The sequence below is a fragment of the Pseudomonas sp. TSRC2-2 genome (assembly GCF_049897785.1).
In the GTDB taxonomy this organism is placed as follows: Bacteria; Pseudomonadota; Gammaproteobacteria; order Pseudomonadales; family Pseudomonadaceae; genus Aquipseudomonas.
This window is the reverse complement of the sequence record NZ_JAFCWZ010000003.1, coordinates 168,746-182,451: the sequence shown is the minus strand read 5'-3', so window position 1 is coordinate 182,451 and position 13,706 is coordinate 168,746. Positions and strand designations below refer to the sequence as shown.

Sequence of the window (13,706 nt, the reverse complement as noted above, 5' to 3'; positions counted from 1 at the left end):
ATCCCAGGAGTCACCTCATCATGCGTCTCAAACTTGCTGTCGCCACCTTGGCCCTGCTGTCGCTTCCCGTTGGTTCGGCCATGGCGGACAGCTTTTGGCGTAACGTCATCTCCTCCGGTGCCACGACCGGTTCGACCTACCTGACTTTCAAGGATCACAAGCTGATCGTCGCCGCTCAGGACGACGCCGGCAGCTTCGTCGCCAGTGACGGCGGCATCCGTGGCCCGTACCTGGAAGCAGCCATGCAGAAAGTCCGCGCCGACAATCCGGGCCTGCAGGCTTCGGACATGGAACTGGCGAACGCGATTCTGGCGAAGAACGCGGTGGCGTCCGAATAAGCCTTTCGCGTATGAAAATGCCGCTCGATCGAGCGGCATTTTTTTTGCGCCAGAATCAAAAGATCGCAGCCTTCGGCAGCTCCTACCTTTGGAATGCATTCCTACCGTAGGAGCTGCCGAAGGCTGCGATCTTTGATCTTCAGCGGTAATCATCGACCGGCACACACGCGCAAAACAGATTGCGATCGCCGTAAACGTTATCCACCCGATTCACCGCCGGCCAATACTTGTGCGCCCGGGTGTGCGCATCCGGGGTTATGGCCTGTTCGATGCTGTAAGGGCGCTCCCAGATTCCAGTGACATCGGCCAAGGTATGCGGCGCGTGTTTGAGCGGGTTGTCTTCGGCCGGCCAGTTGCCCTTGTGCACTTCATTGATCTCGGCGCGAATGCTCAGCATCGCCGCGATGAAGCGGTCGAGCTCTGCCTTGGATTCGCTCTCGGTCGGCTCGACCATCAAGGTGCCCGGCACGGGGAAGGACATGGTTGGCGCGTGGAAACCGTAATCCATCAGACGCTTGGCAACATCTTCTTCGCTGATGCCGGTCTGCGCTTTCAGTGGGCGCAGATCAAGGATGCACTCATGCGCCACGCGACCATTGCGCCCGGTGTACAACACCGGGAACGCGCCGGATAAATGCTGCGCCAGATAATTCGCCGCCAGAATCGCCACTTCACTGGCATCGGCCAGTTGCGGGCCCATCATGGCGATGTACATCCAGCTGATCGGCAAAATGCTCGCACTGCCCCACGGTGCTGCGCTGACCGCGCCGTTCTGCGCCAGCGGCCCGTCAATCGGCACCACCGGGTGGTTGGCGACGAACGGCGCCAGGTGCGCGCGAACCCCGATCGGGCCCATGCCCGGCCCGCCGCCGCCATGGGGAATGCAGAATGTCTTGTGCAGATTCATGTGCGACACGTCGGCGCCGATATCGGCCGGCCTGGCCAAGCCAACCTGGGCATTGAGGTTGGCGCCATCCATGTACACCTGACCGCCATGCTGGTGAACCACTGCGCAAATGTCGCTGATGCCTTCCTCGTAAACCCCGTGGGTCGACGGATAGGTCGCCATCAGGCACGACAACTTGTTCCCGGCCTCGGCGGCCTTCAGCTGCAAATCAGCCAGATCGACATTGCCGGCTTCATCGCATTCAACAATGACCACGCGCATCCCGGCCATCTGCGCCGAGGCCGGATTGGTGCCGTGAGCCGACGACGGAATCAGACAGATATCCCGCGCCCCCTCGCGCCGGCTCTCGTGATATTTGCGGATCGCCAGCAGCCCGGCGTATTCACCTTGAGCGCCAGAGTTGGGCTGCATGCAGATCGCATCGAAACCGGTAATCGCACAGAGCCAACGCTCAAGCTCCTCGATCATCAGCGTGTAACCGACGGCCTGCTCTCTCGGTACGAACGGATGCAGATTGGCGAACTGCGGCCAGGTGATCGGGATCATTTCGCTGGTGGCGTTGAGTTTCATCGTGCAGGAACCGAGCGGGATCATCGACTGGTTGAGCGCCAGATCCTTGTTTTCCAGTTGCTTGAGATAGCGCAGCATCTCGGTTTCGCTGTGGTGCGCATTGAAGACTGGATGGCGCAGGTACGGCGTGCTGCGCTGCAGTTCGTCGGGAATTGCCGATCCAACTTCGGGTATATCCAGCGCGTCGACGCTCAAGCCGTGATCGGCGCCGAGCAGCACATCGAACAGTTTCGCCACGGTGTGTTCGTCGCAGGTCTCGTCCAGGCTCAGACCGACGCGGCCTCGACCAAGAATGCGCAGGTTGATCTGCGCTGCCAGAGCGCTTTCGATGATTGCGGTTTGTGCGCCGCCGACGTCCAGCGTCAGCGTGTCGAAGAACTGCCTGTTGAGCCGTTTGATGCCGTTGCGCTCAAGGCCCGCTGCGAGGATGCATGTCAGGCGATGCACGCGCTGGGCGATACGCTTCAAACCCTCGGGGCCGTGATACACCGCATAGCAACTGGCGATATTGGCCAGCAGAACCTGCGCCGTGCAGATGTTCGAATTGGCCTTCTCGCGGCGGATATGTTGCTCACGGGTTTGCAGGGCCATGCGCAGCGCCACGTTGCCGCGAGCATCTTTCGACACACCGATGATCCGCCCCGGAATCGCCCTCTTGTACGCTTCACGACTGGCGAAAAACGCCGCGTGCGGGCCGCCATAACCCATCGGCACACCGAAACGCTGGGACGAACCGAACACCACATCGGCGCCCAGCTCACCCGGCGGCGTCAACAAAAGCAAGCTGAGCAGGTCGGTGGCGACGCAGGCCAGTGCCTGTTGCGCGTGCAGATGATCGATCAGGGGTTTGAGATTGCGGATCTCGCCGTGGGTGTCGGGGTATTGCAGCAGCGCGCCGAATACCTCGTGCTGCGCCAGGTTATCCACCGCGTCGACGATCAGCTCGAAGCCGAAACCTTCGGCGCGGGTCTGCACCACGGAGAGGGTTTGCGGATGGCAGTTTTCATCCACAAAGAACAGATTGCTTTTCGACTTCGCCACGCGCTTGGCCAGGGCCATGGCTTCGGCCGCTGCGGTGGCCTCATCGAGCAACGAGGCGTTGGCCAGTTCCAGACCGGTGAGGTCGATGGTCAGTTGCTGAAAATTCAGCAGCGCTTCGAGCCGCCCTTGGGCGATTTCTGGTTGGTATGGAGTGTACGCGGTGTACCAGCCGGGGTTTTCCAGCACGTTGCGCAAGATGACGGTTGGCGTGACGGTGCCGTGGTAGCCCATGCCGATCAGGCTGGTGAACAGTTGGTTCTGCTCGGCATACCCGCGCAGTTTCATCAACGCAGCTTGTTCGTCGAGGGCCGGCGGCAGATCCAGCGCCCTTGAAGCGGATGCCCGGCGGCACGGTCTGCTCGATCAGCTCGGCGCGACTGCCAAGACCGAGGCTGTCGAGCATCGCCTGCTGCTCGGCAGCATCCGGGCCAAGGTGACGGCGCAGAAAGGCTTCGCTATCGCGTAACTGGCTCAGGGACGACAACTGGGACATGACGGGCTCTCCTGGCTGACGGTTGGCGTCAATCGACACGGTCAAACCAGCATAGCAGTGCCCTCGAAGATCAAAAGATCGCAGCCTTCGGCAGCTCCTACCTTTGGAATACATTCCCCTGTAGGAGCTGCCGAAGGCTGCGATCTTTTGATTCTGAAAAAAAACCCCGACGAATCAGGGCTTTGGGTCGCGCCGGCAAGTTACTCGCCGATCGCAGCCTTGTACGCACCAGCATCCAGCAGCTTGTCCAGCTCGGCCTTGTCGCTTGGCTTGAGCTTGAAGATCCATGCGCCGTACGGGTCGGAGTTCAGCAACTCGGGCGAACCGCTCAGCTCTTCGTTGATCGCGATGACTTCACCGCTGACCGGGGCATAGATGTCGGAGGCGGCTTTCACCGACTCGACCACACCGGATTGATCACCGGCGGCGAACACCTTGCCGACTTCGGTCAGTTCGACGAATACCACGTCGCCCAGCGCTTCCTGCGCGTGATCGCTGATGCCCACGGTGACAGTGCCGTCAGCTTCCAGACGCGCCCATTCATGACTTTCAGCAAAACGCAGTTCGGCAGGGATATCGCTCATCTTCGGTGTCCTCGAGAAATTGTCAGCGGTCATGCCCGCCAGAAAAGGTTAGATCAAGGTTTTGCCATGGCGCACGAAGGTCGGTTTGACCACTCGCACCGGGTACCACTTGCCACGGATTTCCACTTCGGCGCGGTCGGCGGTTGCCATCGGTACACGCGCCAGGGCAATCGATTTGCTCAGCGTAGGAGAGAAACTACCACTGGTGATCTCCCCTTCGCCAACATCGGCGATGCGAACCACCTGGTGAGCGCGCAAAACCCCGCGCTCTTCCAGCACCAGACCGACCAGTTTGTGCGCCACGCCGGCGGCTTTTTCCGCCTCCAGCGCCGCGCGGCCGATGAACTGGCGCGAGGCCGGTTCCCAGGCGATGCTCCAGGCCATGTTCGAAGCCAGCGGCGAAACGTCCTGATGAATGTCCTGACCGTAAAGGTTCATCCCGGCCTCGACCCGCAAGGTGTCGCGAGCGCCGAGGCCGATCGGCGAAATGCCGGCGCCCACCAGATCGTTGAAAAAACCCGGGGCCTGATTCGCTGGCAGGCAGATTTCCAGGCCATCTTCGCCGGTGTAGCCGGTACGCGCGATGAACCAGTCGCCGTCGACGGCGCCTTCGAAAGGTTTGAGTTGCTGGATCAGCGTGGCGCGAGACTGGGTCACCAGTTCGGCAATCTTGTGCCGGGCTTGCGGCCCCTGTATGGCGAGCATCGCCAGCTCGGAGCGCTCGTGCAGTTGCACTTCGCAAGCGCCGAGCTGCGCGTTCATCCACGCCAGATCCTGATCGCGGGTGGAGGCGTTGAACACTAGCCGGTACGCGTCGTCGAGGCGATAGACGATCATGTCGTCGACGATGCCGCCACGCTCGTTGAGCATGGTGCTGTACAAAGCCCGGCCGGGGCTGTGCAGACGTTCGACGTCGTTGGCCAGCAAATGCTGGAGCCAGGTCTTGGCCTGGGCGCCGGTGACATCGATCACGGTCATATGGGAAACATCGAACACCCCGCAATCGCGACGCACTTCGTGGTGCTCCTCGACCTGCGAGCCGTAATGCAGTGGCATGTCCCAACCGCCAAAATCGACCATCTTCGCGCCGAGCGCGAGGTGCAGGTCATACAGAGGCGTACGCTGTCCCATGGGTTTCTCCTTCCGGGCGTGGCGAGGGTGCGGACCGCCGCTATACGGCTGGAAACCTTGATAAATAAGGCTTTCAGCCGCTTCCAGCGCACGGGTCTGTCAGACGAACCGCACCGAATGCCGCGCATTGTAGCCGCATGATGTAGGACTGACGACTACGGGGGCGTTCTCAATTGGTTTCCCCACCGCGTTGTCGCCTAAAAGCGAGCCAGGCAAGGCGCAGGCCGCTGGGAATGGTATTCCCTTTTCAAGGCCTGCAACGCAGGCTGGCTCGCTTTTAGGCACAACCCGGCGCGGTGGGGAAACCAATCGAGAACGCCCCCTAGTTTCGGTGCGCCGAACGTCGAATCAATCCGATCACCGGCAACAGGCCAACCAGCACCAGGGTCAATGCCGGCAAGGATGCCCGCGCCCATTCACCTTCGCTGGTCATTTCGAAGATGCGCACCGCCAGCGTGTCCCAGCCAAACGGGCGCATCAGCAGGGTCGCGGGCATTTCCTTGAGCACATCGACGAACACCAGCAGCGCCGCGCTCAACGTGCCGGGCAGCAACAACGGCAGATACACTTTGAAAAACAGTCGCGGCCCACTGACACCCAGGCTACGCGCCGCTTCAGGCAAAGATGGCCGTATACGCGCCAGGCTGCTTTCCAGCGGCCCGTAAGCGACAGCAATGAATCGCACCAGATAGGCCATCAGCAACGCCGCGAGACTGCCAAGCAGCAACGGTTTGCCGGCACCGCCGAGCCATGACGAAAGCGGAATCACCAGCTCGCGATCCAGATAACTGAAAGCAAGCATGATCGACACCGCCAGCACCGAACCGGGCAAGGCGTAGCCGAGATTGGCCAGACCGACGCCGGAGCTGATCGTCTGGGTCGGCGCCAGACGCCGGGCAAAGGCCAGCAACAACGCAACGCTGACGGTGATCAGTGCCGCCATCGCTCCCAGATACAGCGTGTGCAGGATGAGCCCGGCGTAGCGCTCATCCAGATCGAAACGCCCGCGCTGCCAGAACCACACCATCAGTTGCAGCAGCGGAATGACGAAGGCGCAGGCGAACACCAATCCACACCAGGCCGTCGCCGCGAATGCCTTGATTCCGCGCAGGTGATACAGCGCTTTCACCCTTGGCCGCTCATTGCTGGACCGATTCGCCCCGCGTGCGCGGCGTTCGCCGTACAGCACCAGCATCACCACCAACAGCAACAGACTGGCCAGTTGCGCCGCGCTGGGCAGGCTGAAGAAGCCGTACCAGGTTTTGTAGATCGCCGTGGTGAAGGTATCGAAGTTGAACACCGACACCGCGCCAAAATCGGCCAGGGTTTCCATCAGCGCCAGCGCCACACCCGCGCCAATCGCCGGGCGCGCCATCGGCAACGCAACCCGCCAGAACGCCTGCCACGGCGACTGCCCGAGCACCCGCGCCGCTTCCATCAAACCTTTGCCCTGAGCCAGAAACGCGGTGCGCGCCAGCAGATAAACGTAGGGATAAAAGACCAGCACCAGCACCACGATCACCCCGCCGGTGGAACGCACTCTCGGCAGGCGCAGGCCGCTGCCGAACCATTCGCGCAGCAGGGTTTGCACGGGGCCGGCGAAATCGAGCAGGCCGACGAAGACGAACGCCAATACATACGCCGGAATGGCGAAAGGCAGCATCAGCGCCCAGTCGAGCCAGCGCCGACCGGGGAATTCACAGAGGCTGGTCAGCCAGGCAAGGCTGACGCCCAGCAGGGTCACGCCGACACCGACGCCAAGGATCAACGTCAAGGTATTGCCGAGCAGGCGCGGCATCTGGGTTTGCCACAGGTGCGACCAGATCTGCTGATCGATGGTCTGCCACGACAACAGCAGCACACTCAGCGGCAACAGCACCAGCGCGGCGATGGCGAAGACGATGGGGTACCAGCGGCGCTGGGCGGGGTAGGCCACTTTTGAATCTCGCGGATAGGTCGTGAAGTGTGGGGAGAAAAGCAAAAAGATCGCAGCCTTCGGCAGCTCCTACATGTGAAACGTGTTCCCCCTGTAGGAGCTGCCGAAGGCTGCGATCTTTTGCTCTTTACAACAGCAGAATCAGTTCCACCCAGCCCGATCCATCATCCGGATCGCTTCGGCCTGGCGTTTGCCCGCCACCTCAACCGGCAAGGTATCGGCAACAAACTTGCCCCACGCCGCCACTTCTTCCGATGGCGCCACTGCCGGGTTGGCCGGGAATTCCTGGTTCACGTCGGCGAAAATTTTCTGCGCCTCTGGCGTGGTCATCCATTCAACCAATGCCTTGGCCGCTTCCGGGTGCGGTGCGTGCTTGGTCAGGCCGATGCCCGACAGATTCACATGCACGCCGCGATCGGCCTGATTCGGCCAGAACAGTTTCACCGGCAGTTCAGGCTTCTGCTTGTGCAGGCGGCCGTAATAGTAGGTGTTGACGATGCCGACATCACACTGCCCGGCACTGATCGCTTCCAGCACCGCAACGTCATCGGAGAACACGTCGGTGGACAGATTGTTGACCCAGCCCTTGAGAATTTTCTCGGTCTTCTCGGCGCCGTGGACTTCGATCATGGTCGCGGTCAGCGACTGGTTGTAGACCTTCTTCGCCGTGCGCAGGCACAGGCGGCCTTCCCAATTCTTGTCGGCCAACGCTTCGTAGGTGGTCAGCTCGCCCGGTTTCACCCGTTCGGTGGAGTACGCGATGGTCCGCGCGCGCAGGCTCAGGCCGGTCCAGGCGTGGGTGGACGAGCGATATTGCTGGGGAATGTTGGTGTCGATGGTTTTCGAGGTGAATGGCTGGAGGATGCCCATTTGCTCGGCCTGCCACAGGTTGCCGGCATCCACCGTGAGCAGCAGGTCGGCGGTAGCGTTCTCGCCTTCGGCCTTGATGCGCTGCATCAATGGCGCTTCCTTGTCGGTGATGAACTTGATCCTCACCCCGGTCTTGGCGGTGTAGGCATCGAACACCGGTTTGATCAGCTCGTCGATGCGCGACGAGTAAACCACCACCTCATCGGCAGCCTGGGCAGCAGTGCTGCCGATCAGGGTCAAGGCCAGTGCGGTCAGAAGACGCTTGGGTGCCAACATGGGAGTGGTCTCTCGGTCGGGAAATGTGGGCCAAATGATAAGGACTCACATTTACCACCACAATCGAACACTGGGGGAAGGCGTTACCAGATGTTGCACAGGCTGAATGTTGCGGTGACTGGACTGACGCCTTCGCGAGCAAGCCCGCTCCCATAATGGAATGCATTTCAATTGTGGGGCTTGCTCGCGAAGAGGCCCTAAGCCTCGATAGACAACTAAGGCTTTGCCAGGGCTGGGAGGTCACCCGTCAGCCCCAACGCCTCGCGCACAAACAACGCCTTCGCCTCCGGCATCCGCTCTACCACCTTCAACCCGGTATTACGCAACCAGCGCAGCGGCAGCGGATCAGCCTGGAACAACCGCTCAAAGCCCTCCATCGCGGCCATCAGCGCCAGATTGTGCGGCATGCGCCGACGCTCATAACGGCTCAGGACCTTGACGTCTGCCAGTCGCTCGCCACGCTCATGCGCCTGCAGCAACACTTGCGCCAGCACCGCCGCATCGAGGAAACCAAGGTTCACACCCTGCCCCGCCAACGGGTGAATGGTGTGCGCCGCATCACCGATCAACGCCAGGCCTTGCGCGACATAGCGTTTGGCGTGGCGCTGACGCAGCGGTACGCACAGGCGCGGATCGGCACTGATCACCTCACCCAGGCGCCCTTCGAAGGCCCGCTCCAGCTCAGCGCAAAACGCAACGTCGTCTAGCGCCATCAAGCGTTCGGCTTCACTCGGCGTGGTCGACCAGACGATCGAGCACCAGTCCTGCTGACCATCACGCTCCAGCGGCAGAAACGCCAACGGCCCGTGATCGGTAAAACGCTGCCACGCGGTTTTGCGGTGCGCCTGAGTGCAGCGCACGCTGGTGACGATCGCATGGTGCAAATAATCCCACTCGCGAGTCGCCACGCCAGTGAGACGGCGCACAGCGGAATTGGCGCCATCGGCCGCGATCACCAGCGGCGCGCGCAAGGAGCGGCCATCGGCCAGCGTCAACAGCCAGTCATCGCCGGAGCGACGCATCTGCTCCAGCCGCGCATTGGCGAGAAGGCCCAGATCGCAATCGTGCAAACGCTCGAGCAAAGCATCCTGCACCACGCGGTTTTCGACAATGTGACCGAGCACATCGGCATGCACGCTGCTCGCCGAGAAATGAATCTGCCCGGTGCCGCTGCCGTCCCAGACGTGCATGTCGGTGTACGGGCTGCTGCGCCGTTGGACGATGCCATCCCAGACGCCGAGGCGCTCGAGGATGCGCTGGCTCGCCGCCGACAATGCACTGACGCGCGGTTCGAACGCCGCTTCGGCATCGAACGGTTTCACGCTCAGGGCGCTGCCGTCGAGCAGCAATACTTCCAGGCCGCTGTCCTGTAGCGCCAGCGCCAGGGCGCTGCCGACCATTCCGGCTCCGACAATCAGCAGATCTGCACGCATTTCCATGCTTTAGGCCTGTCTCGCTTGCGGCTTGCGCCGCACGTAAAGGTTTTTACCGAGCGCACCCGTTGGCGGCGCGATCCTGAAATTGAAAGTGCCGCTCCGCCACTCAAGCATCCGGGCGTGTTCCCAGGCCCATTGCCTGCCGGGCGAACCAGCGTTTGGCCGGCGGCAGCAGGTCGAGGCCGAGCAGGCCGAGGTTGCGCCCCAGCGACACCAGCGGCTGGGTGCTGCCGAACAGGCGTGTGACCTGATCGGAAAAACCCACGGTGAGGTCCTGATCGAGGCGCTGCCGTTCGCGATAGGCCTGCAACGTGGCAAAGTCGCCCAGCGCTTTTTCGCTGCCCAGCAGCGCGGCCGCCAAGGCGTCGGCGTCACGCAGCGACAGGTTGAAACCCTGGCCGGCGATCGGGTGCAGGCTGTGCGCGGCGTTGCCGAGCACGGCCAGATGCGAACGCACCTGCTCTTCGGCTTCAACCAGCGAAAGCGGATACAGGTGCCGCGCGCCGACCTGTTTCAGCGTGCCGAGGCGGTAACCGAACACACCCTGCAATTCGCTGAGAAATTCCCGCTCACTCAACTCGGCCAGACGCCGCGCGTCCATGCCCAGACGCGTCCAGACCAGTGCGCAACGGTTGTCCGGCAACGGTAGCAAGGCCATCGGCCCTTCGTCGGTGAAGCGCTCGAACGCCATGCCGTTGTGCGCTTCGCTCGGGGTGATGTTGGCGATCAGCGCGCTCTGGTTGTATGGACGCGTGCGCACGTTGATGCCCAACTGCTCGCGCAGCCCGGAGCGCCCGCCATCGGCGAGCACGGCGAGGTCGCATTCAAGGGTGGTTTCATCGTTGAGAGTCAGGCGATAGCCATCGGCCAACGGCTCCATGCGCGTGACTTCCGCCGGGCAGCGCCAAGTGATGACGTCTTTGTCCAGGTGTTGCCACAGGCACTGGCCGAGCCAGGCGTTTTCCACCACGTAACCGAGCGCGGGCACGCCTTCTTCCATCGCCGACAAGCGCGCGGTGGAAAAGCGGCCACGGTCGGAAACGTGAATCTGTTTGATCGGCTCGGCACGGCGGGAAATTTCCTGCCAGACGCCCAGACGCTGATAAACCTGCCGCGAGCCGAACGACAGCGCCGAGGAGCGTGCGTCGTAGCTCGGCTGCCAGCTATCGCCGGGGGCGAAAGGTTCGATCAGGACGATTTTCCAGCCACGGGCCTTAGCCCCGGCCTGCAAGGCCAACGCCAGACTGGCGCCGACCAGACCGCCACCGATGATTGCCAGATTGACTCGACTCATGCTGCGTGTGTCCTTGCTTGTGCCATCAGCGCTTCGATCTCGGCGACGGTTTTTGGCACGCCGCTGGTGAGAATTTCACAACCGGATCGGGTCACGACCACGTCATCCTCGATGCGCACGCCAATGCCACGCCATTTCTTCGCCACGTTCTGATTGTCCGCCGCGATGTAGATGCCCGGCTCCACGGTCAGCGCCATGCCGACTTCCAGCACGCGCCATTCGCCGCCGACCTTGTACTCGCCAACATCATGCACATCCATGCCCAGCCAGTGGCCGGCGCGGTGCATGTAAAAAGCCTTGTAGGCTTCGCTGGCGATCAGTTCGTCAACGTTGCCCTGCAGCAAACCGAGCTTGACCAGACCCGTGGTGATCACCCGCACCGTGGCTTCGTGCGCCTGATTCCAGTGCCTGTTCGGCGCGATCTCGGCGAATGCCGCTTCCTGCGAAGCCAGCACCAACTCGTAGATCGCCTTCTGCTCCGGCGAAAACCTGCCGTTGACCGGCCAGGTGCGGGTGATGTCGCTGGCGTAGCAGTCGATCTCGCAACCGGCGTCGATCAACACCAGATCGCCGTCCTTGAGCAACGCGTCATTCTGCTGGTAATGCAGGATGCAACTGTTGCGCCCGGCGGCGACGATCGAACCGTAGGCCGGCATCTTCGCCCCGCCCTTGCGGAATTCATAATCCAGTTCGGCTTCGAGGCTGTATTCATACAGCCCCGGACGACTGGCCTGCATCGCGCGGATATGCGCTTGCGCCGAGATCCGCGCGGCTTCGCGCATCACCTTCACTTCTGCCGCCGATTTATACAGGCGCATGTCGTGCAGCAGATGATCCAGGGCAACGAATTCATTCGGCGGTTGCGCGCCGAGGTGCGCCTTGGAACGGATCACGTTGATCCAGTCCATCAGGTGCCGATCAAACTCGGGGTTGCTGCCCATCGCCGAATACACCCGGTCGCGGCCTTCGATCAGGCCCGGAAGGATGTCGTCGATGTCGGTGATGGGAAAGGCGTCGTCGGCGCCGTACTCGCGGATCGCGCCTTCCTGCCCCGCGCGCAGGCCATCCCACAATTCGCGCTCGGCATTGCGTTCACGGCAGAACAGGATGTACTCGCCGTGCTCGCGGCCGGGCATCAGGACGATGACGGCTTGTGGCTCGGGAAAACCGCTGAGGTATTGGAAGTCGCTGTCCTGACGGTAGACATGCTCGACGTCGCGATTGCGGATCGCCACCGCGGCGGCGGGCAGGATCGCGATGCTGTTGGGTTCCATCTGCGCCATCAGCGCCCTGCGGCGCCGGCTGTATTCCGCTTTGGGGATATGGGTCATGGGCAGATGGTTTTCCCTGGCACGCGATTAATGCAGCGACGGCTTGGCGGCTGGCGGCACGTCGGCTTTCTTGGTTTCCGAAAACAGCAACAGCGGCGCGACGCGCAGGTATTCCATGACTTCCATGTAGTCGGATTCGCCGTCTTCGGACTCTTCCAGTGCATCCTGCACCTGGGAAATGGCCGCCAGATCCTGCAGCACTTCGGTGGCTTCGGTGCTGAGCATGCTGCTGTCGCGGCAGTTCAGGCCGAAACCGCTGAGAAAGCCCTGACACCACTCGCCCAGCGCAGCAGCGCGTTCGGCCAGCGGCGCATCATCGGTCGGCAGCAGCAGAACGACGGTGACGTCGTCGCCGGTCAGTTCGCCTTTGACCATCTCCTGCAGGCCGATCAGGGCATTGCGGACGTTGTCCTGGATGTCGCCTTCGAGCAGTTCGGCGGCGTCGATCAGCCAGCCTTCGTGATCGAAGCCGGCCCCGGCGCAACTGCGCCCGAGCAGCACGCCGTGCAGCTCGGCAGGCGAGACGTTGTGGCCGCTGGCAGTCAGCAGGGTGGCAAAGGCTTGGTACGGGGAATTCGCAATGGTCATGGGCAGCTAGGCGCCAGACGGCGCTATGTCTAGAATGAAGGCCTTGTATCCTACATCGACAGCCCCGCCAAGACCATTAAAGGCTGTCCGCCAGTCACCACCCATCAGACGAACACGTGGACCCAATGGAAGACACCGACCTGCAAGCGCTGATGGCCAGACTCGAACTGCTGATTGGCCGAGTCGAGCAACTTAAGAGTCAAAACGCACTCTTACTAGCTCAGGAAAAAACCTGGCGCGAGGAACGCGCTCACCTCATTGAAAAAAACGAAATCGCCCGGCGTAAGGTCGAATCGATGATTTCGCGCCTCAAGGCCCTGGAGCAAGACTCATGAGTTCAAGCAATAGCGTTACCGTGCAGATCCTCGACAAAGAGTATTCGATCATCTGCCCGCCGGAAGAACGCAGCAATCTGGTCAGCGCCGCACGTTACCTGGACGGCAAGATGCGCGAGATCCGCAGCAGCGGCAAAGTCATCGGCGCCGACCGCATTGCCGTGATGGCCGCGCTGAACATCACCCACGACCTGTTGCACAAAGAAGAGCGCCCGGACATCCAGGCCAGCGGTTCGACCCGCGAACAGGTGCGCGACTTGCTCGATCGTGTCGATCTGGTCCTGGCCGACGATCAGAACACCGTCAAGGGCTGATTCGACTGGCAGCTTGAGGTATACTCGCGGCACTCCCTGGGGTGCTTGCCAGTTGACGATGTCCCGGAGCCGATTCGCACTACCCTGGAAGTTGCACGTTGGGCTGGTGTGCATGTCCGCTAGACGGAAAGCCTTAAAGTCTACTGCTTCTTCCACCTTGAACTTTCGGGTTCAAGGGCTGAGTTGACAGCGGTTCATCCGGGGAGCCTGATTCGAATCCGATGTCGGTGTATGCCGACATCGGATTTTTTATGCGTACGTT

11 protein-coding genes, 1 other RNA gene and 1 pseudogene are annotated in these 13,706 nt (G+C 61.8%); 4 read left to right on the top strand and 9 right to left on the bottom strand.

What is annotated here, in order from left to right; translation table 11 throughout:
* The first annotated feature begins 17 nt into the window (after window positions 1–17).
* Window positions 18–338, top strand: coding sequence for a DUF2388 domain-containing protein (locus ACP7D9_RS06840; protein WP_172667868.1), 321 nt, complete (start codon window positions 18–20; stop codon window positions 336–338).
* 139 nt (window positions 339–477) lie between these two features.
* Here the strand turns inward: ACP7D9_RS06840 and gcvP are convergent.
* The 9 genes and pseudogenes from gcvP to ACP7D9_RS06795 form a co-directional block, all read right to left on the bottom strand.
* Window positions 478–3,349 (bottom strand): annotated as a pseudogene (gene gcvP, locus ACP7D9_RS06835) (aminomethyl-transferring glycine dehydrogenase).
* Between the two features lie 200 nt (window positions 3,350–3,549).
* Window positions 3,550–3,933, bottom strand: a complete 384-nt coding sequence (gene gcvH, locus ACP7D9_RS06830) for a glycine cleavage system protein GcvH (RefSeq protein WP_101161488.1) — start codon at window positions 3,931–3,933, stop codon at window positions 3,550–3,552.
* A 48-nt stretch (window positions 3,934–3,981) separates the two neighbouring features.
* Complete coding sequence (gene gcvT, locus ACP7D9_RS06825; RefSeq protein ID WP_101161490.1) at window positions 3,982–5,064, bottom strand: glycine cleavage system aminomethyltransferase GcvT; 1,083 nt, start codon at window positions 5,062–5,064, stop codon at window positions 3,982–3,984.
* Window positions 5,065–5,386: 322 nt separating this feature from the next.
* The gene (locus ACP7D9_RS06820) at window positions 5,387–7,000 is read right to left on the bottom strand and encodes an ABC transporter permease (RefSeq protein ID WP_426156342.1); all 1,614 of its coding nucleotides are present in this window, start codon (window positions 6,998–7,000) and stop codon (window positions 5,387–5,389) included.
* 141 nt (window positions 7,001–7,141) lie between these two features.
* Complete coding sequence (locus ACP7D9_RS06815; RefSeq protein WP_101161494.1) at window positions 7,142–8,146, bottom strand: extracellular solute-binding protein; 1,005 nt, start codon at window positions 8,144–8,146, stop codon at window positions 7,142–7,144.
* A gap of 215 nt (window positions 8,147–8,361) precedes the next feature.
* Window positions 8,362–9,579 carry a 2-octaprenyl-3-methyl-6-methoxy-1,4-benzoquinol hydroxylase gene (locus ACP7D9_RS06810; RefSeq protein WP_426156717.1) on the bottom strand — a complete coding sequence of 406 codons (1,218 nt, stop codon included), beginning with the start codon at window positions 9,577–9,579 and terminating at the stop codon, window positions 8,362–8,364.
* Window positions 9,580–9,688: 109 nt separating this feature from the next.
* Window positions 9,689–10,876, bottom strand: coding sequence for a 2-octaprenyl-6-methoxyphenyl hydroxylase (gene ubiH, locus ACP7D9_RS06805; RefSeq protein ID WP_426156340.1), 1,188 nt, complete (start codon window positions 10,874–10,876; stop codon window positions 9,689–9,691).
* Entirely contained in the window at window positions 10,873–12,207 is a 1,335-nt protein-coding gene (gene pepP, locus ACP7D9_RS06800; protein WP_426156338.1) for a Xaa-Pro aminopeptidase, read from the bottom strand. The genes ubiH and pepP overlap by 4 nt, the downstream gene beginning before the upstream one ends.
* Before the next feature lie 27 nt (window positions 12,208–12,234).
* The gene (locus ACP7D9_RS06795; RefSeq protein WP_101161501.1) at window positions 12,235–12,795 is read right to left on the bottom strand and encodes a YecA family protein; all 561 of its coding nucleotides are present in this window, start codon (window positions 12,793–12,795) and stop codon (window positions 12,235–12,237) included.
* A 125-nt stretch (window positions 12,796–12,920) separates the two neighbouring features.
* Here ACP7D9_RS06795 and ACP7D9_RS06790 point away from each other — a divergent pair, with 125 nt between their 5' ends.
* The 3 genes from ACP7D9_RS06790 (at window position 12,921) to ssrS (ending at window position 13,653) form a co-directional block, all read left to right on the top strand.
* Complete coding sequence (locus ACP7D9_RS06790) at window positions 12,921–13,130, top strand: TIGR02449 family protein (RefSeq protein ID WP_007911197.1); 210 nt, start codon at window positions 12,921–12,923, stop codon at window positions 13,128–13,130.
* Entirely contained in the window at window positions 13,127–13,444 is a 318-nt protein-coding gene (locus ACP7D9_RS06785; RefSeq protein ID WP_056791703.1) for a cell division protein ZapA, read from the top strand. Before ACP7D9_RS06790 ends, ACP7D9_RS06785 begins: the two co-directional genes overlap by 4 nt.
* A 30-nt stretch (window positions 13,445–13,474) precedes the next feature.
* Window positions 13,475–13,653, top strand: a non-coding RNA gene (ssrS, locus tag ACP7D9_RS06780) — 6S RNA.
* The last annotated feature ends 53 nt before the right edge of the window (window positions 13,654–13,706 follow it).